The following is a 24,276-nucleotide window of genomic DNA, read 5'->3' on the forward strand; positions in this document are numbered from 1 at the left end:
CACGATCCAGGCGCCGCGGACAGGCCTCCCCGGACTTGGCGATGCCACCGTCCCGTTTGCGACATTCCATGCCGGCAACCATCGTGGAAAATACCGCTGCGAAGCGTATATCGGCGCCATGCAACAGACGGGATCGCAGAAGATCCCGCATTTCGAGGAAACGACCATGCTGTTCATCTTCAGCAAACCGAATTTCGTACAGATCGCCTGGAACGGCGAGGCCCCGCGCCACCAGTCGCGCGTGCGCAACCTCGTGCAGGACGCACCGTTCGGCCCGCTCGGCTTCGTGCGCACCCGCAGCGTCGGCTGATCGTCGACCCGGCTTTGAAGCGGCGCCGCCTCCGGCTGGAGCGGCGCCTTTTTCTTGCGCGAAAGACACCTTGAACGCGAAAGCCGCGCGCCCCCGGAAGGCGCGCGGCTTGCCAAAATACGCATGGCTTGCCCGGACAATACGCGTCCGGGATGGTTCCGCTCCGGTACGCGAGACCTGACCCGGAGCTGTCGGCATGTCCCTGCCGCGAGGAAACAATTAGCGCCTACATCCTTACCGGATCGTTATTGAGAGCTTAAACATTGGTGAATTGCGCTTTTTTATCAAAAAAATAAAAAATCTTCTCTGCGCTCCGAACGCCGCAATCAGGACAGTTTGCGTCCCTCCCGAGCCACCATCTTTTCGGCGTCTCGTTCCTTCAAACGCACATTTGCCTGTAGATGGGCAAAAGCTCAATTTTTGCCCTCCGAATGAGGTCCGAACGCACGCGAACCACCGCCGGGCGGCGCCCCGGAGGCGGCATCCGCCCGGCTTCATCCGGCGCCGGAGGTTGATTTCCTGACCGGAACCCTTACGCTAGGCCCCGTGACGAGACGAGGTCAGCCGGCGACAGGGTTCCGCCGAAGGACAACAAGAAGCTCGCCGTCGCTGCAAGCAGGGGGTCGGCTTGCCTGACCCGGTACGAGCCCCCTGACCTGCCCGGTTAAACCATTGGGCGGACGGGGATCGCAGTAGCCCGTCCAGCCCCTCCAGATTCAACGCTGCACCTAAGACTGGGAGGTCTTATGACCATGACGAAGCTCTTCGCTTCAAGCATCCTCGCCGCTGGTCTCTTTGCCTTTGCCGGTTCGGCACAGGCCGAGGACTGCGGGTCGGTATCGATCGCGGAAATGAACTGGGCCTCGGCCGGCGTCGCCGCCCATGTCGACAAGCTCATCCTGGAAAACGGCTACGGCTGCACGGTCACGCTCGTCACCGGCGACACGATGCCGACCTTTACGTCGATGAACGAGAAGGGCGAACCGGACGTCGCCCCCGAGTTCTGGGTGAATTCCGTGCGCACGGCGCTCGACGCCGCAATCTCGGAAGGCCGCCTGATCCAGCTCGCTCCGCTGCTCTCGGAAGGCGGCGTTGAAGGCTGGTGGATCCCGAAGTTCCTCGCCGACAAGCATCCGGACATCAAGACGGTTCAGGACGCGCTCAAGCATCCCGATCTCTTCCCCGCGCCGGAAGACGCGTCGAAGGGGGCCGTGCACAACTGCCCGTCGGGCTGGAACTGCCAGGTTTCGACCGCCAACCTCTACCGTGCGCTCAAGGCGGACGAGGCCAATTTCGAACTGGTGGACACCGGCTCGGCCGCCGGCCTCGACGGCTCGATCGCCAACGCATTCGAGAAGCAGACCGGCTGGCTCGGCTATTACTGGGCGCCGACGGCGATCCTCGGCAAGTACGAGATGGTGAAGCTCTCCTTCGGCGTCGAACACGACAAGGCCAACTGGGACGCCTGCACCGCCGTGCCGGACTGCCCGGATCCGGCCGTCAACGCCTATCCCACCTCCGACGTCTTCACCGTCGTGACGAAATCCTTCTCCGAGAAGGCAGGCGTCGCCATGGACTATATGAAGACGCGCCAGTGGGACAACGGCACGGTCGGCAAGGTTCTCGCCTGGATGGATGAGAATCAGGGCACGAACGAGGACGCCGCCAAGCATTTCCTCGAGAACTACCAGGATATGTGGACCAAGTGGGTCGCCCCGGACGTTGCCGAGAAGGTCAAGGCCGCGCTCTGACGAACCTGCGCAACATTGGCAGCGGCACGTCCGCTGCCAATTGTCGTTCTGCGATGAGACGATAGACGGCGGCCGGCGCTATACGCGCGGAAAGCCCAAGAAACGGCAAAAAGTCGCAAACAGTACATTGTGAAGCTGCGGATCGTGTCAATGACAGGACTGCAAGCCGGGAAAAAACAACAACGAACCCAGTGTGCGCGTCTTCGCGCCACGGTGGCACGTCGCCCCGTGGCCGAGAGAGGCAGACAACTTCCGGTACAATAAAGGGGACAACGATGGCATTTTGCGATTACGTGCCAGATCTTCTATGCAGATTCCCGGCCCTTGACGACACGACCATCCGCATCGCGCGAAAGACGATCGACGACGGTTTCAAGGGCCTCGTTCGCGCCTACGTGAACATCATCGACGCGGCGGTGCAGCCGCTGCAGGTCTTTTTGAACTTCCTCGAACGGACCTTCGTGACCTCGCCCTGGCCGATCATCCTGCTCTGCATGCTGGCGATCGTCTATTTCGGCAGCCGCAACATCAAGATCACGATCGGCACGGCGGTGTCGATGTTCCTGATCGGCCTGATGGGCCTCTGGAACGATACGATGGTGACGCTCGCGATGGTAACCGTCTGTACGCTGATCGCGATCGTCGTCGGCATTCCGATCGGCATCCTCATGGCGCGCTCCGACCGTGTCCAGTCCTTCGTGAACCCGGTGCTCGACGTGATGCAGACGATGCCGAGTTTCGTCTACCTGATCCCGGTCGTCATGATCTTTGGCATCGGCAAGGTGCCCGGCCTGATCGCAGTCGTCATCTACGCCGTGCCGCCGATGATCCGCCTCACCAATCTCGGCATCCGGCTCGTCGACAAGGAAGTGCTGGAGGCGGCGGACGCCTTTGGCTCGTCCGGCTGGCAGAAGCTCAAGAACGTGCAGATGCCGCTGGCGCTTCCCACCATCATGGCCGGCATCAACCAGACCATCATGATGTCGCTTGCCATGGTCGTCGTCGCCTCGATGGTCGGTGTCGGCGGTCTCGGCAAGAACGTTCTCCAGGCGATCAACAACCAGTTCTTCACCGTCGGCTTCCTCAACGGTTTCGCACTGGTGGCGATCGCGATCATTTTCGACCGGACCAGCCAGGCCTATGGCAAGCGTCTGCAGAAGCATTCGGAGGTGGTCCATGGCTAGTCACGAAATCGAGATCAAGAGCCTCTACAAGATCTTCGGCCCCAACGGCCGCGACTATGTCGAGCAGGTCAAGAACGGTCTCGGCAAGGCGGAGCTCAACGAGAAATACGGCCATGTTCTCGGCCTTCAGGACATCAACATCCTGATGCCGGCGGGCGGCGTGATGGTCGTCATGGGCCTGTCCGGGTCCGGCAAGTCGACCCTCATCCGCCATATCAACCGGCTGATCGAGCCGACCTCCGGCGAGGTTCTCTATGACGGCGTCGACGTCTGCAAGATGAACGAGAACGACCTTCGCGAATTCCGTCGCCACAAGACGGCGATGGTGTTCCAGAAGTTCGCGCTCCTGCCGCACCGCACCGTCATCGAAAACACGATCTACGGGCTGGAAATCCAGGGTGTGCCGGATAGCGAGAGCCGCATTCGCGCCCGCGGTTGGATCGAACGCGTCGGGCTTTCCGGCTTCGAGAACCATTACCCGAACCAGCTTTCGGGCGGCATGCAGCAGCGCGTGGGCCTTGCCCGCGCGCTCACCAACGACGCCGACATCCTGCTGATGGACGAGGCCTATTCGGCCCTCGATCCGCTGATCCGCGTCGACATGCAGACGGTTCTGCTCGATCTGCAGAAGGAGCTGAAGAAGACCGTCGTCTTCATCACCCACGACCTCGACGAGGCGCTGCGTCTCGGTGACAAGATCGCCATCCTGCGCGACGGCAAGGTGGTGCAGCAGGGGACCGGGCAGGAAATCGTCCTGAAGCCGGCCGACGACTATATCACCGCCTTCGTCAAGGAGGTGAACCGTGGTCGCGTCATCAACGTCGAGACGATCATGACGCCGATCTCCGGCAATCCGGACGGCCCGCCGATCGTCCGGGGCACGGTGCTCGAGTCCGCCGCGCGCCTCCTGACGGCCGCCGGCCAGAGCGCCGGCCATGTGGTGGACGAGAACGGCAGGACGATGGGCCGCATCAGCCTCGAGAACATCATCACCGCCATGGTGACGCCGACCAGCCATGAGGAACCGGCGCAGGCGGCCTGAGCAGGCCTGCGGACGGAACCACATTTTCTCGACCCGGCGGCGCGTCGGCGCGCCGCCGGGGTTTTTGCCGTCGGCGAAGTTCGTAACCTTGTCGGGATATAAAGATTCCTTTATATGATCGGGCATCATCGCTCCGGCTCACACTGCGTGGAGCGCCCGCAGCGCCAGACGGCCGCAAGGCCGGATAAGGACGATACCGATGACCACCGACATCAACCCGCTCGCCGACCTGCTTTCGGAAAAGCCCTTCCTCCTTGCCGACGGGGCCACCGGCACCTCGCTCTTCGCGATGGGCCTCGAAGCCGGCGAGGCTCCGGAATTGTGGAACGAGGCCAAGCCCGAGAACATCACGAAGCTGCATCAGGATTTCGTCGATGCCGGCGCCGACATCATCCTGACCAACACGTTCGGCGGCACGCGCCATCGCCTGAAGCTGCACCACGCGCAGGATCGGGTGTTCGATCTCAACAGGACCGCGGCCGAAATCGCCCGCGCCGTCGCCGACAAGGCACCGCGCAAGATCATCGTCGCCGGTTCCGTCGGCCCGACGGGCGAACTGCTCGTGCCGCTCGGCGCGCTGACCTATGACGGCGCGGTCGCGGCCTTCGTCGAGCAGATCGAGGGCCTGAAGGCCGGCGGCGCCGACGTCGCCTGGATCGAGACCATGTCGTCGCCGGAGGAAATCCGCGCAGCGGCGGAAGCCGCCGTGAAGGTCGGCATGCCCTTCGTCTATACCGGATCCTTCGACACGGCCGGAAAGACCATGATGGGCCTGCATCCGAAGGACATCCACGGCGTCGCGAAGGATATCGGCGCCGGCCCGCTCGCCGTCGGCGCCAATTGCGGCGTCGGCGCGTCCGACATCCTCTCCACGCTGCTCGACATGACCGGCGCCGATCCGTCGGCGACCATCGTCGTCAAGGGCAATTGCGGCATCCCGGAATATCGCGGCGCCGAGATCCACTATTCCGGCACGCCGCCGCTCATGGCCGAATATGCCCGCCTCGCCCGCGACGCCGGCGCCCGCATCATCGGCGGCTGCTGCGGCACGTCCTGCGAACATCTCGCGGCGATGCGCGTTGCCCTCGATGCGCACGAAAAACGCGAGCGCCCGTCCCTGGAAACCATCGTCGAGGTGATCGGTCCGCTGCGGAACAAGACCGCCAACGAGGGCGCCTCGGCCCCTGCCCGCGAGCGCAGCGGCCGGCGGCGGGGCTGAGGCTTTGCCGGCACCGCAGAGCAACGAGGCCGCCCGACACCGCCGCAGGCGGTTTGCCATGAGCCGGACACCCTATCGCGCCATCCCGCGCTGCGCACGCGCCGCGCGGACGGCCATGCAATCCTGATCGACGGCATCGGGGCTGGCCACAGGGCAACCGACGTTCTCGGCGAGATCTGACCGGTCAGTGTGCTTCGGCGAGGAATGCCCGCCACGCCGCAAGACCCGCATCGATGTTGCGGCGGCCGAAACCGACGCGGAAGCGGTCCGCAGGAGCCGGCAGCAGGTCCGAGACGAACAGGCTTGCCGGCAGCAGCAGCACGCCCTTCTCCTCGACCAGCCGCCGGCAATGCTCTTCGATACCGTCCGCACCGAGATAGCGCGTGAAGGCGACGCAGCCGCCGTCCGGCGCGGCCCATTCGTAGAGATGCCGACAGCCGGCAAAGAACGCGCCGAGCTTCTCCAGGTTTTCCGCGCAGCGCGCGCGGTTGCGGGCGAGGATCGTCGCGCGCGCCTTGAGCGCGATCCGGGCGAGCACTTCCGAAGGGCGCGCGTTGCAGATGGAAAGGTAGTGTTTCATCTTTTCCATGCGCGCGAGAAGCGCGCGGTCGCGGCAGGCGATCCAGCCGATGCGCAGGCCCGGCATGCCGTAGGCCTTGGACATGACGTTGAGGGAAACGCCTCTGTCGAACAGATCGGCCGCCTGCGGCAGGCGTTTCGCATCGTCGATTTCGAGGCCGCGATAGACCTCGTCGGAAAAGAGATGGATGCCGCGCGCGGCACAGAGATCGGCAAGGCCGCGGAAAATTGCCGGCTCGGCAATCGCGCCCGTCGGATTGTTCGGAAAGTTGACGGCGATCAGCTTCGTCTGCGGCCTTATGGCCCTGCGCACCTCGTCGAGGTCGATCTGCCAGCGGTTTTCCGGCCTGAGCGCCACGCCGGTGACATGGCGGGTGATCGTCACCGGCAATGTCTCCATCGACTGGTAATTCGGCACCGTCACGATGGCGTGGTCGCCCGCCTCCAGCAAGGCATGCATGGCGCAAAAGAGTCCCTCCTCCGCGCCGGCGAAGGTCAGGATGTCGGCGCCGGAGAGCGTGTCATAGGTCGAGGCGATGGTGTCGCGCAGCGCCGGCGCGCCCCAGGTCTCCGTATAGCCAAGCGTCAGCCGCTCCCAGGCGTCGCGATCCTCGGCGTCGGCAAGCGCAAGCAGGTCGCCCATGCGCATGGTTTCGGCATCGCTCGCCGTCATGTGGTGGCGAGCCGCGAACTCCCATGTCGAAAAATGGGTTTCCAGCCGGAAGTCGGGCAATGCCGTCATGTCAACGTTCCTTCTTCGCCTCGCCGCGTGCCTCGGCGAGGTAGTTGTAGATCGAGGCGCGGGAACTGCCGATGAGACCGGCGAGGTGCTCGACGGCATTGCGCGTCCGGAACAGGCCCGCACGGTCGAGCTCGCCGACCATTGCGACCCGCTCCTTGCGTTTGAGAGCCGAGAGCGCCAATCCCTGCCCCTTCAGCCAGGCATGCAGGGCATTGTTGATCGCCTCGCGCCAGTCCCCCTCGAAGAGGGAGGCAGGGCGCGGCCCGGGCGTGCCGGCAAAGGCCGCCAGCAGCTTCACGGCGTCGTCGATCCGCGAGACGTCCATATTGATGCAGAGCAGGCCGACAGCAGTGCCTGCGTCGTCCCGGAGCACGGCGGTCACGGATTTCAGCCGCCGTCCGTCCGTGCCGGTCTTTTCATAGGGCCCGAGCACCTTTTCGTCCGTGCCGGACGGCGGAAACTCCGCTTCGACCAGCGAATCCATGCCTGGCCGACGGCCGGAGAAGGCGTTCCAGATCGCCGAGATGCAGCCGGAGGCAAGGTCGTGGAGCACGACCTCCGCATGGGGGTAGAGCAAGGCGCTGATGGCAGCCGCGGCCGGCTCATGCAGGCGAAGCATCGGCGCGACGAGGGAGGATCGTGTCGTCATGACACAGCAGAAACAGGAAGCAATAACAAATGTCAATATTAGATATTTTATCTAAGTTTGTGATCACGAGCCTTGCCCGCGCAGGCGTGGCGTCCTATCGATGACGGGACGATTCGAGGGGAGACAGAGATGAACGCCGAAATGGCCGCCTTTCCCGACAGGGAGACGATCGCCGCGAAGCTCTCGACATTGGGCGAGTCCGACCAGGCTTTCCTGCGCCTGCTGATGGAAAACGCGCAACAGGACGAGAACTTCCTCTCCGGCCTGGACCTCTGCCTTCACGAGGCAGCCGAGGCCAAGTTCCTCAACTCGCTGAAGCTCGAGAGGCTCGGCGAGTGGCTGGGCGGCACGGCGCCGGCGCGCCTGCAGGTTCGGCTGATGGAGGCGGCGCGCTCCAGCCAGCACGCGGCCTACCAGGCCTTCCGCAACGGCCTTACCCGCTCCGGCGGCCTGGAACAGGCCTACCCCAGGGTGTGACCGCTGCGTCAGCCGCCGGAAGGTCCGTCCGTGGAGACCGAAGGCGGCAGGAAGGCGCGGCGGATCATGTCCGCCAGTCCATCGATCGCCGGCCGCGCGCGCCTGCGGGTCCGCTTCAGAACGACCCGCGAGGAGTCGATCGGCGGGAAGCCGTCTTCCTGCGTCAGTTCGCGCGCGCCCTCGGGGATGTTGCTGCGCGACAGCGGCGCGACGGCAAGACCGCTCGACACGGCCGAACGAAGGCCCCCGCTCGTGTCGCAGGTGAAGGCGATCCGGTACGGGATGCCGTGCAACTCCAAAGAACGCAGCGCGAAGTCGCGACACCAGTTCGAGTCCCAGTAGACGGCGATCGGCAGCGGTCGCTGCAGGTGCCTGTCGTGAACCGACGAGGCGACCCAGACGGTCGGGTCGACCACAAGCACCTCCCCGTCCGCTTCGTCCCGGCAATCGAAGATGACGGCGAGATCAAGCTCGTCGCTCTCCAGCGCCCGGAGTTGCTGCGCGGTATAGGCGCACATCACGGTCACCTCCGCCGCGGGATGAGACTCCGCGAAGGCGGCCAGCGCCTGCGGCAGGATCGTGCGGCTGTATTCCTCCGGAATGCCGACCCGCACCGGCCCTTCGAGCGGCGCCGTCCCCATCGCCGCCGCTGCCTCCTCGACGAGCCCGACGATGCGGCGGGCATAGGGCAACAACCGCCTGCCGCTGCCGTTCATCAAAACGCCGCGCGGGCCGCGATCGAAGAGCGGCATACCCACCGCTTCCTCCAGCCGCCGCAACTGCATGCTCACCGCCGACTGCGTGCGGCCGAGCCTGTCGGCAGCGCGCGTGACGTTCTCCGTTTCCACCACGGCGAGGAAGGTCCTGAGCAGGTCGCTGTCAAGGGCGGGATACATGGAAGCAATCTCATATCGTGATTTCTGGCATCATCACTATTCATTTGTGAAATGTCCAGAGCTCCGTTCTGCTGCCCCGGCAGAACGAGGAGACAACAGACATGGAATGGATGCGGCGATGCAGACAGGCGACAGCGAACTGGCGGTGCCGTCGCCGCCAGCTGCGGGCGGAACGACACGACCTGAAGACGATCCTGGCGCGCGGGGACGACCACCTGCTGGAGGATATCGGTTTGACGCGAAGCGAGGCGGAACGGTTGATGGGCCTGCGAGAACAGCCCCAAAGGGACCGGACTTGAGCGCCGGAGCGCGGGCCCGCCGGAAGGGCGAAGCCGTCTCCCGTCCGGCCACCGGACGGGAGACGGCCTTTCGGGTTATTCGGCTTTCTCGCCGGCAAGGCCGCCGGCGAGCCGCACGAGCTGCAGGAACTCCGCCCGGTAGCCGAAGGGGTCGGTGCCGCGGGCCGCTTCGGCCAGCCCGAGGATCGAGCCGTAGGCGTAGTCCTGCAGGGCGGCCACGCCCTGCAGCTTCTGCCCGAAGGCGGCGACCGCGATCGAAAAGCGCACGTCGCCCGGCGCCTGCGCAAGGTCCGCGACCACATTCGCGTCCGTCACCGGCAGCGTCACGAGCGCGCTGGTGTCGCCCGTCGGCGTCTTGTAGCGCATCCTGACGAAGGCGAGTTCCGACGAGGCGGCGGCCGGTTCCGCCTCGGCGGCGCCGTAGCGCAGCGGGTCGTTCAGCACGGCCGGGCTGCCCTTCGGCGTCACCTCGTAGATCGCCGTCACGCGATGACCGGAGCCGATGTCGCCGGCATCGACCTTGTCGTTGTTGAAGTCCTCCCGGTTGAGCGCGCGCGTCTCGTAGCCGATCAGCCGGTACTCGGCGATGCGGGCGGGGTTGAACTCAACCTGGAACTTCACGTCCCTGGCGATCGGGAAGAGCGACGAACCCGCCTCCTCGACCAGCGCCTTCCGGGCTTCCGCCAGCGTGTCGACATAGGCGGCGGTGCCGTTGCCGTTCTGGGCGAGCGCCTGCATCATCGAATCGTTGTAGTTGCCGCGGCCGAAACCGAGCACCGAGAGGAAGATGCCGCTCTTGCGCTTCGCCTCGATCATCGCCTTGAGGTCCTCGTCGCTCGACGGGCCGACATTGAAATCGCCGTCGGTCGCGAGCATCACGCGGTTGACGCCGTCCTCGACGAAGCCCTTTTCGGCAAGCGCATAGGCTGCCTCGATGCCCTCGGCACCCGCCGTCGAGCCGCCCGGCTGCAGGCCGTCGATCGCCGCGAGGATCCTTGCGCTGTCCTTCGCCGCCGTCGGCTCCAGCACCACCCCGGCATTGCCCGCATAGGTGACGATGGAGACCGTGTCCGTCGGCTTCAGCGTGCCGACGAGCAGCCGGAAGGCGCTCTTCAGGAGCGGCAGCTTGTCCGGCTCGTTCATCGAGCCGGAGACGTCGATCAGGAAGACGAGGTTGGCTGCCGGCTGCGTTGCGGCAACAGTCTCGTACCCCTTGATGCCGATATGCAGCAGTTCGGTACCGGGGTTCCACGGGGTCGGAGTGACCGTCACCGTCGCGTTGAACGGTACCGCGGCGCTCTTCGGCCCCGCCCAGTCGTAGGGGAAATAGTTGACGAGCTCCTCGACGCGCACGGCCTCGCGGTCCGGCAGGCTGCCGGAGAGCAGCGAGCGCCGCACGAAGGAATAGGAGGCCGTGTCGACGTCCGCCGAGAAGGTCGAGACCGGCTCGTGCGCGACGCTCTTCACCGGGTTGGGATCGCCGGAGGCAAAGCGCTCGCGGTCATCGGCCTGAGGCACCGGCAGAGCGATGACATCGGTCGGCTGGACGAGCGTCCGGGTCAGGGCACGCGTCTGGCCCGCCTGGCCGATCGAGAGCTGCGGCTCTTCGGCAAGCACGGCATCCGCCTGCGATTCCGCGGCTTCGACGGCACCGGCGGCCGGCGCCGGCTCGGCGACGGTCGTCTCGTCCGCTGCCGTGCGGCTGTCGGGAAGCGGTGCGACCTTGCGCGCCTTGTCCGCGCCGGATGGCTTTTGGCCGGTCTCCGACTTGCCGGCGGAAAGACTGCTGCCGGCATCGACCTGGCCGTCCGCGACCGGCCCGGCCTCCCGCCGTTCCACCTGGGGCGTCAGCGAAACGGCGCCGTTGCGCACGAGTTCGAGAGTGACGAGGCCGGCGACGGGCACGACGAGAAGCGTGGCAAGCGCCGAGCCAGCGAGAAGTCTGCGGTTCATGATGGGGCTCCAAATCCGGTTGAGGATGGAGCTTCGACGCCCGCCTGCGGCCGATCCTTGGGCGGCGTCCCGATTTTTTTCCGCGCCGTCGAACGCCGACATGGCGGCGGCGAGCGCCCGCGTGCGGGCATCCGCATCCGGAGACGGCGGGGTCCTGCGGGCGAGTCGTTCAAGATCGAGATCGGTCATCGTCTGTCCTTCCGTCACGCAGCCGCGTCGCGAAGCAGCACCTTCAGGCGCTTGCGGGCCTCGTGCACATGCCAGGAAACCGTCGTCTCCGCACAGCCGAGAACATCGGCGGCGGCGGCATGGGTCAGCCCCTCGCCATAGATCAGCAGCACCGCGTCCCGCTGCTTGTCGGGCAATTGCCGGACGGCGCGCCAGAGATCGTCGCTCGCGTCGTCGGAACCGTCGCCGCCACCGGCCGACACCGCCTGTTCGCGGACATAATCGGCGTCGCGCCATTGCTCGCGCCGACGTTTGCGCATGTGGTCGCGCGCCGCGTTCAGCGTCACCGTATAGAGCCAGGTGCGGAAACGGCTCGTGCCGCGGAAGCCGCGGATCGCGCCGGCAAGGCGGATGCAGACTTCCTGCGCCACATCCTCCGCGTCCTGCCGCTCGCCGCACCAGCGCCAGGCGACCGTATGGATGAAGTCGTAGTGCTGCGACAGAAGTGCCGCGAAGGCCTCGCGATCCCCCGCCGCTGCTCTTTCCGGTATGCCGTCGTCCAAAGGCGCCATCCATAGAAGTGCTTCCCGGCTGTTGGACGTGCGACGCATGGCATTCCTTGGGCGGCAGGCGAATTTTTTTCACCAGGGCAGGCGGCGCACCACGGCGATGGCCGTGCCCATGACGGCGTCGCGGTCGTGCCGGCGGATTTCCGGTGCATAGAGGCTCGATATGCTGCCGTCGAGAAAGAGCGCATCACGGCAGCCGAGCCGGTTGCGGAAGAGCGTCGCGAAATCGTGGAAGCGCACGGGATCGATCGAAATGACAAAGGCGATGCGACCGTCCGGCAGGATGCCGACGCCGTTGCGGACCTGAAGGCTGGTGCCGTCCGGCAGGAACTTCGGATGGAGTTCCCCGTCGATGACCAGCATCGGCCCGGACTGCGTCGCCTCGCGCGGCGCAATGCCCGCCCCGGCATAGGCCCCGGTTTCCGTCACACCGGCCTTGCCGTCACCCACCCAGAAGACGCCGTTCGGCTTGAGGAAGAAGTTGCCGAACGCATCGCCGCGATTGAGCGCACCCGTTTCCCTGCCCTGCTCCACCAGCAGCCCGACCGGCCCATGGTCCGGATGATACATGCCGCCGTTCATGGCGAAGCTCATGTATTCGCCGTTGCGCAGCAGATGCGTGTTGAGACGGTCGTAGGTTGCGCCGCCTTCCCCCAGCGTCGCGGCACCGAAGAGACGGATCGCGTCCTTCGCCGGGTCAAAGGTGCAGACGGTGTAGCGGGCCGAAAGATGTTCGATCCCGGCGCAGTTCGGTGGTCCGGCCATGACGACGCTCGGCGGGCAAATGACGGCAGTCAAGACTGCCAGGAAAGGAGGGACCTGCATCGCCATTGGCTCCGCCGGCAATACGGCAATTTTAGCAACGGAGGAGCGCGACGATCAAAGCGAGAGCGCGGCCATGTGGAAGCGCAACTGCTCGCCCCGATAGCGATAGCGGGCGCCGACGGGACAGGCGGCACGGGCGCGGCAACCGGAAGCCATGCAGCCGGCCTGTCCCGCCGGCGAAACGAGATGCCTCTGGCAGGCTGCGACGTCGAAGGCCTGAGGATGCACAGCCGCGGCGGGACAGGTCGTGAGGCACGGCTTGTCGGTACAGTGCTCGCAGGGATGCGGCGCCCTCGGCGCTGGCTCGTCCTCAAGGCGCGCCGCAAAGCCGAGCGCGCCGCGATAGCCGTGCCAGAGACCGTAGACCGGATGGATGAGGATGCCGAGCGGCGAGGCTTTCAACCCTTCCGCCCGCATCGCCCATTGCTGGAAGGGCTGCCAGGGCGGGTCGGACGGGAACCAGGCCGTGGCTCCGGCATCCGCGGCGACCGGGCGGATGGCGGCCTTCGACCAGTCGTCGAGCGGATTGCCGCCGCCGCCGTCGGGCTGCCCCTGCCGCCAGCGTTCGAAGGCGGGCCAGAGGGAACTGCCGACATTGCCGACCAGCACGACGCTCGCCGCCGGCCGGCCATCATCGAGCTGCGGCGCCGCCGCGTCCGTGTCGAAAAACACGGTGCCGCGCAAAAAAAGACCGTGCGGCCGGAGAGCCGCACGGATCGTGTCGAGGTCGGGGCGGTCCGCCCTCACCGGGTGACGTCCCCCTTGAGTTCATAATGCGGGCGCCAGACCTCCTTCTGGATCATGTCCGCAACCCGCACCGCTCCGCCTTGCTCCCTGGCGCGATCGGGACCTCTTCAGGTGAACGCGTCCGGCATCGATTCCTTGCGCTTGGCGACATAGGCGAGCAGCGCCTCGTCGATCGCCGGATCGAGATAGGGCGCCTCGTAGTGCTCCAGCCAGGTGCGGCAAAGCGCGTTGGCCCGCTCCTCGATGCGCTTGCTGCCCTCGATCTCCCACTGCTCGAACGAATTGTTGTCGGCGAGCGCCGAGCGGTAGAACGCCGTCTGGAAGTTTGCCTGCGTGTGGGCGCAGCCGAGATAGTGGCTGCCGGGGCCGACCTCACGGATCGCGTCGAGCGCCTGGGCATTCTGCGAAAGGTCGACGCCTTCCGCAAGCTTCTGCATCATGCCGAGCTGGTCCTGGTCGATCATGAACTTCTCGTAGGACGAGACGAGTCCCCCTTCGAGCCAGCCGGCCGCGTGCAGCACGAAGTTCGTGCCGGCGAGCAGCGTCATGTTGATCGTGTTGGCCGATTCATGCGCCGCCTGCGCGTCCGGCACCTTGGAGCCGCAGAGCGAACCGCCGGTGCGGAACGGCAGGCCGAGACGGCGGGCGAGCTGGGCCGCACCGTAGGAGACGAGCGACGGCTCCGGCGAACCGAAGGTCGGCGCGCCCGACTGCATCGAGATCGAGGCGGCGAAGGTGCCGAACAGCACCGGCGCGCCCTTGCGGATAAGCTGGGTGAACGAGGCGCCGGCGAGAACCTCGGCGAGGATCTGCGTCAGCGTGCCGGCAACCGTTACCGGGCTCATCGCGCCCGACAGGATGAAGGGCGAGACGACGCAGGCCTGGTTGTGGCGCGCATAGACCTTCAGCGCGCCGACCATCGTCTCGTCGAAGACCATCGGCGAGTTGGCGTTGATGAGGTTCAGCGTCACCGTGTTCTGTTCGACGAAGTCCTCGCCGAAGACGAGCTTCGCCATGGCGATCGTATCCTCGGCGCGCTCCGGCGCCGTGACCGAGCCCATGAACGGCTTGTCGGAATATTTGATGTGGCTGTAGACCATGTCCAGGTGACGCTTGTTCACCGGCACGTCGACCGGCTCGCAGACCGTGCCGCCCGACGAGTGCATCGACGGCGCCATATAGGCGAGCTTCACGAAATTGCGGAAGTCCTCGATCGTCGCATAGCGCCGGTTGCCTTCGAGGTCGCGCACGAAGGGCGGGCCGTAGACCGGCGCGAAGACCGTCGCCTTGCCGCCGATATGGGCGTTGCGCGCCGGATTGCGGGCATTCCAGGTGAAGTCCGACGGCGCCGTCTTGAGCAGGTCGCGGCAGAGGCCCTTCGGGAAGTGCACGCGCTCGCCCTTGACGTCGGCGCCGGCCTCCTTCCAGAGCGCGAGCGCTTCCGGATCCTCGCGGAACTCGATGCCGATCTCTTCGAGCACGGTGTCGGCATTGCGCTCGATGAGCGCAATGCCTTCCTCGTCGAGCACCTCGTATTCGCGGATCTTCCGCGTGATATAGGGCAGCGACGGGCCCGGGCCGCCGCCGGTGCGGGAGGCGCGCCGTGCAGCAGCGCCCCGGCCCTCACCCCGCGAGCGGCGCCCGCCGCCCTCACCTTCCGGCTGCTCGTTCGTCAAACTCATCTGCGTGTTTCCTCATCTGTCCGGCGCCGAAGGACGCTCTCTCCGGCCCTATGCTAGCAAGCCGCCGAAGCGGGACGGGTCTCAATGCGCCAAGGCATGGCGCGCGCGGAATAGGCGCGGTGAAGCGACCGGGCACCGACGGGTTTTTGGCCCTGTCAATTCTTTCCAACAAAGGTTATCTCTTTTCAAGAGTTTGCCGCTGGTCGCTTTCACTGCTTGCGACGTCGTTTTCAAAATCGGATTCTCGGGCTTCCACGGCTAACACTCAACGATGATGGGCAGGCGCGCCGCCACCTGAGGAGACGAGGAAACACAATGTCTGACGATGAAATCATTCTCGCCGATCTCTCCGACGAAGAACTCGTGCAGCAGATGCACGACGATCTCTACGACGGCCTGAAGGAAGAGATCGAGGAGGGAACGAATATCCTCCTGGAACGCGGCTGGGCGCCCTACGACGTCCTGACGCAGGCGCTCGTCGAAGGCATGCGCATCGTCGGCGTCGACTTCCGCGACGGCATTCTCTTCGTGCCCGAAGTGCTCCTCTCCGCAAACGCCATGAAGGCCGGCATGTCCATCCTGCGTCCGCTGCTCGCCGCCACCGGCGCCCCGAAGCAGGGCAAGATGGTGATCGGCACGGTGAAGGGCGACATCCACGATATTGGCAAGAACCTCGTCGGCATGATGATGGAAGGCGCCGGTTTCGACGTCATCGACCTCGGCATCAACAATCCGGTCGAAAACTATCTCGAAGCGATCGAACGCGAGCAGCCCGACATCCTCGGCATGTCGGCGCTGCTGACCACCACGATGCCCTATATGAAGGTCGTGATCGACACGATGAAGGAAAAGGGCCTGCGCGACGACTATGTCGTTCTCGTCGGCGGCGCGCCGCTCAACGAGGAATTCGGCAAGGCCGTCGGGGCAGACGCCTATTGCCGCGACGCGGCTGTCGCCGTCGAGACCGCCAAGGAATACATGAAACGCAAGCACAACATGCTGGCGGGCGCCTGATACGCGCCCATTTGCGATCGGACGGCGTAGCGCCCTTGCGCCGGCACCGTCCGATCGCCAGATTCATTCCGCCGCGTTTGCGACGCTGTTGCCGGCGTCCTGCGTCGCATCGACGGCATTGGCGGTATCCTGCCCCATGCCGCGAATGGTGTTGCCGCAGGCGCTGAGCGCGAGAAGGGCGGCGAATACGATGCTGATCTTGGTCATGTGTCTTGCGGTCATGGTCGGAGTCCCCTGTGACGGATGTGATTGACGCAGAACTTCGGCTCGGAAGTCCGAGCGCAGAACGCACGAGCCGCGAAAAAGTTCGCGTCATCGCCTGCGGCGCGATCGCGCGCGAAATTCTCGCCGTCAGCAGGGCCAACGGTCTCGACCATCTCGACCTGCACTGTCTTCCCGCCATCTGGCACGCCTATCCGGACCGCATCGCCCCCGGCGTGAAGAAGGCGATCGAGGATGCCAGAAACGAAGGCTTCCGCCGCATCTTCGTGGGCTACGCGGACTGCGGCACAGGCGGGCTGCTGGACAGGGTCTGCGAGGACGAGGGCGTCGAACGGATCGCCGGGCCGCATTGCTATTCCTTCTTCGCCGGCAACGATCTCTTCGCCCGCTGGGACGACGATGTCACGGCCTTCTTCCTGACCGACTTCCTGGCGCGGCAGTTCGCCGCCTTCGTGATCGAACCCCTCGGGCTCGACCGCCATCCGGAGCTGAAACCGCTCTATTTCGGCAACTACACGAAGCTGGTCTATCTGTCGCAACTCGAGGATGACGCCCTAAAGGCGAAGGCGAGAGATGCGGCGGACTATCTCGGTCTCGCATACGAATACCGCTTCACCGGCTACGGCGACCTTGCGCCGGCACTGGCAAGAACCTGAGCCGCAACGGACGTTCACGATGCGTTAGCCTTTCCGTGCGGCGGCGCAGCCGGCCTTAACGCCCTGCTAAGTCCGACAGTCGATCCTCCGCAGCGCATCGGATGGAGGACGGAAGTGGCGATCGAGACCCGCGGGAAAGACAGGGCAGACGTGGAGACGGCCGTCGGCCCGCCTGCCCGCGACGTCCCCTCGCGCCGCCCGCTCGTTGCCATCCTGACGCAGGGCGGTCCCAATCCGGAGATCGTCGTCAACGCGCTGAAGACGCGCTTTCCCGATCTCGTCGTGATCGTCGAGCAGCCGGAATCGAAGGCGCTCTTCGTCCGCCGACGCGCAAGGAAGCTCGGCTGGCTGCAGGCGCTCGGCCAGCTTGCCACCATGATCGTCTCGAAATTCGGCAAGCGCTTCACGGCGGCGCGCGCCGCCGAGATCCTGCGCGACTACGACGCGGACGCGACGGTCGATCCGGCGGTGCGGCGTCTCTCCGTCGGTTCCGCCAACGACCCGGAATTCGCGGCGCTCGTGCGCGACCTGAAGCCGGCGGTGCTGATGGCCGTCAGCTGCCGCATGCTGAAGACCGAAACGCTTGCGGCGATGCCCTGCCCCGTCCTCAATCTCCACGCCGGCATCAATCCGCAATATCGCGGCCTTCAGGGCGGATACTGGTCGCGCGTCATGGATGACGAGGAGAATTTCGGCGCGACAGTGCATCTCGTCGATGCCGGGGTCGATACCGGCGGCGTGCTCTACCAGACACGCGTAAAACCCTCGCCGAGGGACACGATGCACACCTATCCGCTGCTCCAGACGGCGGCGGCGACGGCGATCGTCGTCAGCGCGGTCAAGGACGCGGTGGAGGGCCGGCTCGCGCCCCGTCCCGTCGACGGCCCCTCGCGCCAATGGTATCATCCGGCGATCTGGACGTGGTTCCGGCACGGTTTTAGCCGCGGCATCTGGTGATCCGTCGTTTCCACGAAATTCAGCGCGTCGTTTTTAAGCGAGGGGCGGTCGTGGCGAGTGAAGCCCGCGCCCCGGCCAGCAAGCATTGTCAGCGCGAGGAGAATTCGCGACATGGCAGACCGCATCATCGTCTACTGGCGGGACATCCCCGCCCAGGTCATCATCAAGCAGGGCCGCAGAACCGCCAAACGCGAGCTGTCGCTGCGCTTCACCGAAGCGATCGACATGTGCGCCATGCGCACGGGCGCGGCCGAGACCGACGACTATCTCGCCGAATGGCGCAAGGCCGACCCGGAGCCGGTGTCCGACGACCTTGAGGCGGAGGCCGACAGGGCCACGGCCGAACTCGAAGCCGCCTATGACAGGGAGCGGCTGGTCTCGCTCGTCAAGGCGGGAGGCCGCGACAATGGCTGACGCCGCGCCGAAACCCGGCAATGCCGCGCCGGCCGCGAAGGCGAAGACCGGCGCCTTCACGCCCGCCGGCGTGTCGCCCAGCCGCCGCGCCCGCCACAAATACACGGTCCGCCTCTGGGCGGTGCGCAATTCGCGCTTCCTCGAATGGTTCTACAGCCGGTTCGCCGACCTCTTCCTGCTGCTGCATCCGGTGTGGAACCTTTTCGGCTACCAGCGCGTCGAGCGGCCGATCACCTTCGTCGAGCGGCACGTGAAGGGTTTCCTCTTCGACTGTCGCATGTGCGGCCAGTGCGCGCTGTCGTCGACCGGCATGTCCTGCCCGATGAACTGTCCCAAGCAGCTTCGCAACGGTCCCTGCGGCGGCGTCCGGGCCAACGGCAACTGCGAGGTCGAGCCGGACATGCCCTGCGTCTGGGTCCAGGCGTGGAAAGGGTCGCAGAACATGACCAGGGGAAATGCCATCATGAACGTGCAGAAGCCGGTGAACCAGTCGCTCAGGGAAACCTCGTCCTGGCTCAGGGTGACGGCGGAAGCCGCCGCCGCCCGCGAGACCGCCGCCGGAAAGGACGCCTGAGATGGCGCATATCGACGAAAACCCGCTCGGCGTGCACCTGCCGCTCGATCCCCTGCCCGGCCATTCCTCGCTCGGCCGGCTGGAGCGCGTGCTGCGTCGCGGCGAATTCGCCGTCACGGCCGAGCTCAACCCGCCCGACAGCGCCGACCCGCAGGACGTCTACGACCGCGCCGCGATCTTCGAGGGCTGGGTGGACGGCATCAACGCGGTCGACGCCTCCGGCGCCAACTGCCACATGTCGTCGGTCGGCATCTGCGCGCTGCTGACCCGCATGGGCTATGCCCCGATCATGCAGATCGCCTGCCGCGACAAGAACCGCATCGCCATCCAGGGCGACGTGTTAGGGGCGGCCGCCATGGGCGTTTGCAACATCATGTGCCTGACCGGCGACGGCGTGCAGGCCGGCGACCAGCCGGGCGCCAAGCCTGTCTTCGACCTCGACTGCATGTCGCTGCTCGAGACCGTGCGCATCATGCGCGACAATGCGAAGTTCCTGTCGGGCCGCAAGCTGACGACGCCGCCGAAGGTGTTTCTCGGCGCCGCGATCAACCCTTTCGCGCCTCCCTATGATTTCCGGCCCTTCCGCCTTGCCAAGAAGATCGAGGCCGGCGCGCAGTTCGTGCAGAGCCAGTACTGTTTCGACGTGCCGATGTTCCGCGAATACATGAAGAAGGTGCGCGACCTCGGCCTGCATGAAAAGTGCTACATCCTGGTCGGCGTCGGGCCGATGGCGTCCGCCAGGACGGCCAAATGGATCCGCTCGAACGTGCCGGGCATCCACATTCCCGACGCGATCATCAGGCGGCTCGAAGGGGCCGAGGACCAGAAGAAGGAAGGCAAGCAGCTCTGCATCGACATCATCAATGAGGTGAAAGAGATCGAGGGCGTCTCCGGCGTGCATGTCATGGCCTACCGCCAGGAGGAATACGTCGCAGAGATCGTCCACGAATCCGGCGTCCTGAAGGGACGGCGCCCGTGGAAGCGCGAGGCGAACCCCGTCGACGACCTGGTCGCCGAACGCATCGGCCGGACCCGCGACGGCGTCGAGCAGAACCAGCAGGAAATGGCGGAGATCGCCGCCCATCATCCGCATTGATCCAAAGACCGCTTTGTAACGTCACATCCGCGCGATAGGTTTGAGGCCGACGCGCTTCGCCGAGAGGACATCCATGACCCGCACCATCGTCGCCTCCGCCACCCGCGAGATCATCATCGGCTTCGACCAGCCGTTCTGCGTGATCGGCGAGCGGATCAACCCGACCGGCCGCAAGAAGCTTGCCGCGGAAATGATCGAGGGCAACTTCGACACCGTCATCAAGGACGCGCTCGAACAGGCCGCCGCCGGCGCAACGATGCTGGACGTCAATGCCGGCGTCACCGCCGTCAATCCCAACGAGACGGAGCCGCCGCTGCTCGTCAAGACGTTGGAGATCGTCCAGGGGCTCGTCGACCTGCCGCTCTCCATCGACTCGTCCGTGACGGCCGCCATCGAGGCCGGCCTCAAGGTCGCCAAGGGCCGCCCGCTCGTCAATTCGGTCACCGGCGAGGAGGAGAAGCTCGAAGCCATCCTGCCGCTCGTCAAGAAATACGACGTGCCGGTCGTCGCGATCTCCAACGACGAGTCGGGCATTTCGATGGATCCGGACGTGCGCTTCGCCGTCGCCAAGAAGATCGTCGAGCGCGCCATGGACCACGGCATCAAGCCGCATGACATCGTCGTCGACCCGCTCGTCATGCCGATCGGGGCGCTGGGCGACGCGGGCCGCCAGGTCTTCCAGCTGCTCTACCGCCTGCGCAACGAATTGAAGGTCAACACGACCTGCGGCCTCTCCAACATCTCCTTCGGCCTGCCGCACCGCCACGGCATCAATGCCGGCTTCATCCCCATGGTGATCGGCGCCGGCATGACGTCGGCCATCATGAACCCCTGCCGCCCGCAGGAGATGGAGGCCGTGCGCGCCGCGAACGTGCTGAACGGCACGGACGCCAACTGCAGCAACTGGATCATGACCTACCGCGACTACAAGCCGGCGGCCGACGGCAGCCATGCCGCCCCGGCCGCGGCGGCACCTTCCGCCGGCGGCGGCCGTCGCGGCGGCCGCGCGGCTCGGGCGGGTGTCGGCGCGGGGAAGGAGTAACGTGGCCTCCCGCCGCATGCGCCGCGACGCCTCCAGCCTGATGCTGGAGGCGCCGTTCGTCATGGCGATGCGCATCCACGAGATGCAGATGGCGGCGCTGACAGGCACCGCCCAGAACAGGCCGGAACTGACCCGGATGGTGATGGAGAAGGTGGCGGCGACCGCCGAAAGCATGATCGCGGCGAACATCGCGCTGACCCGGGCGATGATGGGGGTTTTCTTCGTGGGCACCGGGACGCTGGCACCCGCGTCGATGGCCGTGGCGGGAGAAAAGGTCGCCGCCGCCGTGCTGAAACCCTATGGCCAGCGCGTCCGGAAAAACGCCAGGCGCCTCTCCCGCAAGACCGGCTGAAGCCCGCGAAACCCGGCATCTGCAAGAAATCATGCCGCTTTCCCTTTCCATGTCGGGAATTGAACAATCCGGCAAGGATTTCCGTTGCAGTCTCATCTTATGTCCGGGCATAGCGGCGCGTCCGCCCGTCCGGCAAAGGTTCGCCGGCGGCGCCCCTGCAGAAAGACTTGATCGATGCGGTACGACGGCACATCGGAAAACGAGGCCAACATGAGCGAAGCGGCACCGAAGGATCCCCTCGTCCTCTTCATGCCGTCGGGCAAACGCGGCCGGTTTCCGGTCGGCACGCCCGTGCTCGACGCGGCGCGCACGCTCGGCGTCTACGTCGAAAGCGTCTGCGGCGGGCGCGCCACCTGCGGCCGCTGTCAGATCTCGGTGCAGGAGGGCAATTTCGCCAAGCACAAGATCGTCTCGTCGAACGACCACATCTCGGTCAAGGGGCCGAAGGAGGAGCGTTACGAGAAGGTTCGCGGCCTTCCGGACGGGCGGCGGCTCTCCTGTTCCGCCCAGATCCTCGGCGACCTCGTCATCGACGTGCCGCAGGACACCGTCATCAACGCACAGGTCGTGCGCAAGGCGGCGACAGACCGGGTCATCGAGCGCAATGCGGCCGTCCAGCTCTGCTATGTCGAGGTGGACGAACCCGACATGCACAAGCCGCTCGGCGACCTCGACCGGCTGAAGGTCATGCTGGAGAAGGACTGGGGCTGGAAAGACCTGCTGATCGCGCCGCACCTGATCCCGCAGGTGCAGTCGATCCTGCGCAAGGGCAACTGGGGCGTCACCGCCGCGATCCACCGCGACATGGATTCCTCGCGGCCGTTCATCGTCGGGCTGTGGCCCGGCCTGAAAAACGAGGCCTACGGCATTGCCTGCGACATCGGCTCGACGACGATCGCCATGCACCTCGTCTCGCTGCTGTCCGGCCGCATCGCCGCCTCTTCCGGCGCGTCGAACCCGCAGATCCGCTTCGGCGAAGACCTGATGAGCCGCGTTTCCTACGTCATGATGAACCCGGACGGTCGGGAGGCGATGACAAAGGCGGTGCGCGAGGCGGTGAACGGACTGATCGGCAAGGTCTGCGAGGAAGGCGGCGTCCAGCGTGACGACATCCTTGACCTCGTCTTCGTCGGCAACCCGATCATGCACCACCTGTTCCTCGGCATCGATCCGACGGAACTCGGCCAGGCGCCCTTCGCGCTCGCCGTCTCCGGCGCGCTGCAATACTGGGCGCATGAGATCGATATTTCTGTCAACCGCGGCGCGCGGCTCTACATGCTGCCCTGCATCGCCGGTCATGTCGGCGCCGACGCGGCGGGTGCGACGCTCTCCGAGGGGCCCTACCGGCAGGACCGCATGATGCTGCTCGTCGATGTCGGCACCAATGCCGAGATCGTTCTCGGCAACAGGGCGCGCGTCGTCGCGGCTTCCTCACCGACCGGGCCGGCCTTCGAGGGCGCGGAAATCTCCTCCGGCCAGCGCGCCGCCCCCGGCGCGATCGAGCGCGTGCGCATCGATCCCGAAACGCTGGAGCCGAAGTTCCGCGTCATCGGCGTCGACAGGTGGTCGGACGAGGACGGCTTCGCGGACGCCGCAAGCGCCGTCGGCGTCACCGGCATCTGCGGCTCGGCGATCATCGAGGTGGTCGCGGAAATGTATCTGACCGGCATCATCAGCCAGGACGGCGTCGTCGACGGCGCCATGCAGGCCAGAAGCCCGCGCATCCTGCAGACCGGCCGCACCTTCTCCTATCTCCTGCATGACGGCGACCAGAAGATCACCGTGACGCAGAACGACATCCGTGCCATCCAGCTCGCCAAGGCAGCGCTCTATGCGGGCATCAAGTTGCTGATGGAAAAGCTCGGCGTCGACCATGTCGACACGATCCGCTTCGCCGGCGCCTTCGGCTCGTTCATCGATCCGAAATATGCGATGGTGCTCGGCCTCATCCCGGATTGTGACCTTTCCGAGGTGAAGGCGGTCGGCAACGCCGCGGGAACCGGGGCGCTGATGGCGCTCCTCAGCCGCAGCCACCGCCGCGAAATCGAGGAGACTGTCAGCCGCATCGAGAAGATCGAGACGGCGCTGGAGCCGAATTTCCAGCAGCATTTCATCGATGCGATGGCCATGCCCAACAAGGTCGATGCCTTCCCTGAACTCTCGAAGGTCGTGACGCTGCCGGAACGCAAGGTCCTGTCGGATGACGGCGGAGAAGGCGGCGGGCGCAGGCGGCGGCGCAACCGCGACTGACCGGCAAACGGCGCGATGCACGGCGGACCCGTCGTGCGTCCACCGAATATCCGCCCGCAGCTCTGCTTGAGCTGATGCCTGCCCCACTGAGCGAGAAAGATCCGGGAATGCCGCGCACCAGACACCTTGCCCTCATCCTTTGCCTCGTCATGCCGGGCCCCGCATTCGCCGACAGCTATGCGGCGATCAGCGGCACCGCGATGGCGGTGACGGGAGATATCGCGTTCGACGATTTCAGCATCGTCTTTTCGAACGGCGAGGAGATCGTCTTCGACGAGTTGGTCGGCGACACGTTCGTCGTCGACGGCGAGACGGTGAACGCATCGGTCTACAGCTTGAAGGAGCCGAAGGATCCGGAGCTCCTGAACGGCAATCGGCTCTGCGGCAACGGCGATGTGACCTATGTCGCCTCCTGGGGGGCCGAGAACGGCACGGACACGATCGTCGCCGTCTTCACGACCCAGGACGTACCGGAAAGCAGCGCCGACATGTGCGCCTCCTACACCTATGAATGAGCCGGCGGGCGGCGGCGGGACTGTTTCGCCGCCGCACCAGGTTCAGCAGGCGATCGGCAAGATCTCCTTCGGCCGGCGCTCGATCCGCGCGA

The 24,276-nt window shown here is 65.7% G+C and carries 25 protein-coding genes; 16 read left to right on the forward strand and 9 right to left on the reverse strand.

Annotated features, from left to right (window positions below; genetic code table 11):
• The first annotated feature begins 118 nt into the window (after nucleotides 1–118).
• The 5 genes from LXM94_RS12995 to bmt all read left to right on the forward strand — a co-directional run bounded on the left by LXM94_RS12995 (nucleotide 119) and on the right by bmt (nucleotide 5,506).
• Entirely contained in the window at nucleotides 119–310 is a 192-nt protein-coding gene (locus LXM94_RS12995) for a hypothetical protein (RefSeq protein WP_235771867.1), read from the forward strand.
• A gap of 752 nt (nucleotides 311–1,062) precedes the next feature.
• Nucleotides 1,063–2,061 (forward strand): ABC transporter substrate-binding protein, encoded by a 999-nt coding sequence (locus LXM94_RS13000; RefSeq protein ID WP_235771901.1) that lies wholly within the window; start codon nucleotides 1,063–1,065, stop codon nucleotides 2,059–2,061.
• Nucleotides 2,062–2,336: 275 nt separating this feature from the next.
• The gene (locus LXM94_RS13005; protein WP_235771868.1) at nucleotides 2,337–3,245 is read left to right on the forward strand and encodes an ABC transporter permease; all 909 of its coding nucleotides are present in this window, start codon (nucleotides 2,337–2,339) and stop codon (nucleotides 3,243–3,245) included.
• Nucleotides 3,238–4,287 carry a quaternary amine ABC transporter ATP-binding protein gene (locus LXM94_RS13010; RefSeq protein WP_235771869.1) on the forward strand — a complete coding sequence of 350 codons (1,050 nt, stop codon included), beginning with the start codon at nucleotides 3,238–3,240 and terminating at the stop codon, nucleotides 4,285–4,287. Before LXM94_RS13005 ends, LXM94_RS13010 begins: the two co-directional genes overlap by 8 nt.
• A gap of 199 nt (nucleotides 4,288–4,486) precedes the next feature.
• The gene (gene bmt / locus LXM94_RS13015; protein ID WP_235771871.1) at nucleotides 4,487–5,506 is read left to right on the forward strand and encodes a betaine--homocysteine S-methyltransferase; all 1,020 of its coding nucleotides are present in this window, start codon (nucleotides 4,487–4,489) and stop codon (nucleotides 5,504–5,506) included.
• A gap of 184 nt (nucleotides 5,507–5,690) precedes the next feature.
• Here the strand turns inward: bmt and LXM94_RS13020 are convergent, their stop codons facing one another.
• Nucleotides 5,691–6,827 (reverse strand): aminotransferase class I/II-fold pyridoxal phosphate-dependent enzyme, encoded by a 1,137-nt coding sequence (locus tag LXM94_RS13020; protein ID WP_235771873.1) that lies wholly within the window; start codon nucleotides 6,825–6,827, stop codon nucleotides 5,691–5,693.
• Between the two features lies 1 nt (nucleotide 6,828).
• Complete coding sequence (locus LXM94_RS13025) at nucleotides 6,829–7,476, reverse strand: helix-turn-helix transcriptional regulator (RefSeq protein ID WP_235771874.1); 648 nt, start codon at nucleotides 7,474–7,476, stop codon at nucleotides 6,829–6,831.
• Between the two features lie 129 nt (nucleotides 7,477–7,605).
• Between LXM94_RS13025 and LXM94_RS13030 the strand changes: the two genes are divergently transcribed.
• Nucleotides 7,606–7,953, forward strand: coding sequence for a hypothetical protein (locus LXM94_RS13030; protein WP_235771875.1), 348 nt, complete (start codon nucleotides 7,606–7,608; stop codon nucleotides 7,951–7,953).
• A gap of 8 nt (nucleotides 7,954–7,961) precedes the next feature.
• On the opposite strand, the gene LXM94_RS13035 is transcribed toward LXM94_RS13030, so the two are convergent.
• From LXM94_RS13035 to LXM94_RS13060, 6 genes are all read right to left on the reverse strand, one after another.
• Nucleotides 7,962–8,849 carry a LysR family transcriptional regulator gene (locus LXM94_RS13035; protein ID WP_235771878.1) on the reverse strand — a complete coding sequence of 296 codons (888 nt, stop codon included), beginning with the start codon at nucleotides 8,847–8,849 and terminating at the stop codon, nucleotides 7,962–7,964.
• 374 nt (nucleotides 8,850–9,223) lie between these two features.
• Nucleotides 9,224–11,290, reverse strand: coding sequence for a vWA domain-containing protein (locus LXM94_RS13040; RefSeq protein ID WP_235771880.1), 2,067 nt, complete (start codon nucleotides 11,288–11,290; stop codon nucleotides 9,224–9,226).
• Between the two features lie 14 nt (nucleotides 11,291–11,304).
• Entirely contained in the window at nucleotides 11,305–11,841 is a 537-nt protein-coding gene (locus LXM94_RS13045; RefSeq protein WP_408015638.1) for an RNA polymerase sigma factor, read from the reverse strand.
• Between the two features lie 69 nt (nucleotides 11,842–11,910).
• Nucleotides 11,911–12,603: a phosphodiester glycosidase family protein gene (locus LXM94_RS13050; protein ID WP_235771882.1), complete on the reverse strand. Its 693-nt coding sequence runs from the start codon at nucleotides 12,601–12,603 to the stop codon at nucleotides 11,911–11,913.
• Nucleotides 12,604–12,717: 114 nt separating this feature from the next.
• On the reverse strand, nucleotides 12,718–13,410 hold the full coding sequence (locus LXM94_RS13055) for a 4Fe-4S dicluster domain-containing protein (protein ID WP_235771883.1): 693 nt from the start codon (nucleotides 13,408–13,410) through the stop codon (nucleotides 12,718–12,720).
• A 107-nt stretch (nucleotides 13,411–13,517) separates the two neighbouring features.
• A complete protein-coding gene (locus LXM94_RS13060) occupies nucleotides 13,518–15,092 on the reverse strand; it encodes a trimethylamine methyltransferase family protein (protein WP_235771884.1) in 1,575 nt (524 codons plus the stop codon).
• A 315-nt stretch (nucleotides 15,093–15,407) separates the two neighbouring features.
• On the opposite strand from LXM94_RS13060, the gene LXM94_RS13065 reads away from it, so the two are divergent.
• Nucleotides 15,408–16,106, forward strand: a complete 699-nt coding sequence (locus LXM94_RS13065) for a corrinoid protein (RefSeq protein WP_235771886.1) — start codon at nucleotides 15,408–15,410, stop codon at nucleotides 16,104–16,106.
• 63 nt (nucleotides 16,107–16,169) lie between these two features.
• On the opposite strand, the gene LXM94_RS13070 is transcribed toward LXM94_RS13065, so the two are convergent.
• Complete coding sequence (locus LXM94_RS13070; protein ID WP_235771888.1) at nucleotides 16,170–16,328, reverse strand: entericidin domain-containing protein; 159 nt, start codon at nucleotides 16,326–16,328, stop codon at nucleotides 16,170–16,172.
• Between the two features lie 23 nt (nucleotides 16,329–16,351).
• Here LXM94_RS13070 and LXM94_RS13075 point away from each other — a divergent pair, with 23 nt between their 5' ends.
• From LXM94_RS13075 to LXM94_RS13115, 9 genes are all read left to right on the forward strand, one after another.
• Entirely contained in the window at nucleotides 16,352–16,984 is a 633-nt protein-coding gene (locus LXM94_RS13075) for a DUF1638 domain-containing protein (RefSeq protein ID WP_235771903.1), read from the forward strand.
• A gap of 150 nt (nucleotides 16,985–17,134) precedes the next feature.
• Nucleotides 17,135–17,941 (forward strand): formyl transferase, encoded by an 807-nt coding sequence (locus LXM94_RS13080; protein WP_235771904.1) that lies wholly within the window; start codon nucleotides 17,135–17,137, stop codon nucleotides 17,939–17,941.
• A 111-nt stretch (nucleotides 17,942–18,052) separates the two neighbouring features.
• A complete protein-coding gene (locus LXM94_RS13085; protein WP_235771889.1) occupies nucleotides 18,053–18,355 on the forward strand; it encodes a virulence factor in 303 nt (100 codons plus the stop codon).
• A complete protein-coding gene (locus LXM94_RS13090) occupies nucleotides 18,348–18,929 on the forward strand; it encodes a methylenetetrahydrofolate reductase C-terminal domain-containing protein (protein ID WP_235771890.1) in 582 nt (193 codons plus the stop codon). The genes LXM94_RS13085 and LXM94_RS13090 overlap by 8 nt, the downstream gene beginning before the upstream one ends.
• 1 nt (nucleotide 18,930) lies before the next feature.
• Complete coding sequence (locus tag LXM94_RS13095; protein WP_235771891.1) at nucleotides 18,931–20,025, forward strand: methylenetetrahydrofolate reductase; 1,095 nt, start codon at nucleotides 18,931–18,933, stop codon at nucleotides 20,023–20,025.
• Nucleotides 20,026–20,098: 73 nt separating this feature from the next.
• The gene (locus tag LXM94_RS13100; RefSeq protein ID WP_235771893.1) at nucleotides 20,099–21,067 is read left to right on the forward strand and encodes a methyltetrahydrofolate cobalamin methyltransferase; all 969 of its coding nucleotides are present in this window, start codon (nucleotides 20,099–20,101) and stop codon (nucleotides 21,065–21,067) included.
• Between the two features lies 1 nt (nucleotide 21,068).
• On the forward strand, nucleotides 21,069–21,419 hold the full coding sequence (locus tag LXM94_RS13105) for a hypothetical protein (RefSeq protein ID WP_235771895.1): 351 nt from the start codon (nucleotides 21,069–21,071) through the stop codon (nucleotides 21,417–21,419).
• 210 nt (nucleotides 21,420–21,629) lie between these two features.
• Nucleotides 21,630–23,669 carry an ASKHA domain-containing protein gene (locus tag LXM94_RS13110; RefSeq protein WP_235771896.1) on the forward strand — a complete coding sequence of 680 codons (2,040 nt, stop codon included), beginning with the start codon at nucleotides 21,630–21,632 and terminating at the stop codon, nucleotides 23,667–23,669.
• Between the two features lie 107 nt (nucleotides 23,670–23,776).
• Nucleotides 23,777–24,184, forward strand: a complete 408-nt coding sequence (locus LXM94_RS13115; RefSeq protein ID WP_235771897.1) for a hypothetical protein — start codon at nucleotides 23,777–23,779, stop codon at nucleotides 24,182–24,184.
• The last annotated feature ends 92 nt before the right edge of the window (nucleotides 24,185–24,276 follow it).

Origin of the sequence: Rhizobium alarense (assembly GCF_021555155.1) — a bacterium.
Taxonomy (GTDB): Bacteria; Pseudomonadota; Alphaproteobacteria; order Rhizobiales; family Rhizobiaceae; genus Rhizobium_D; species Rhizobium_D alarense.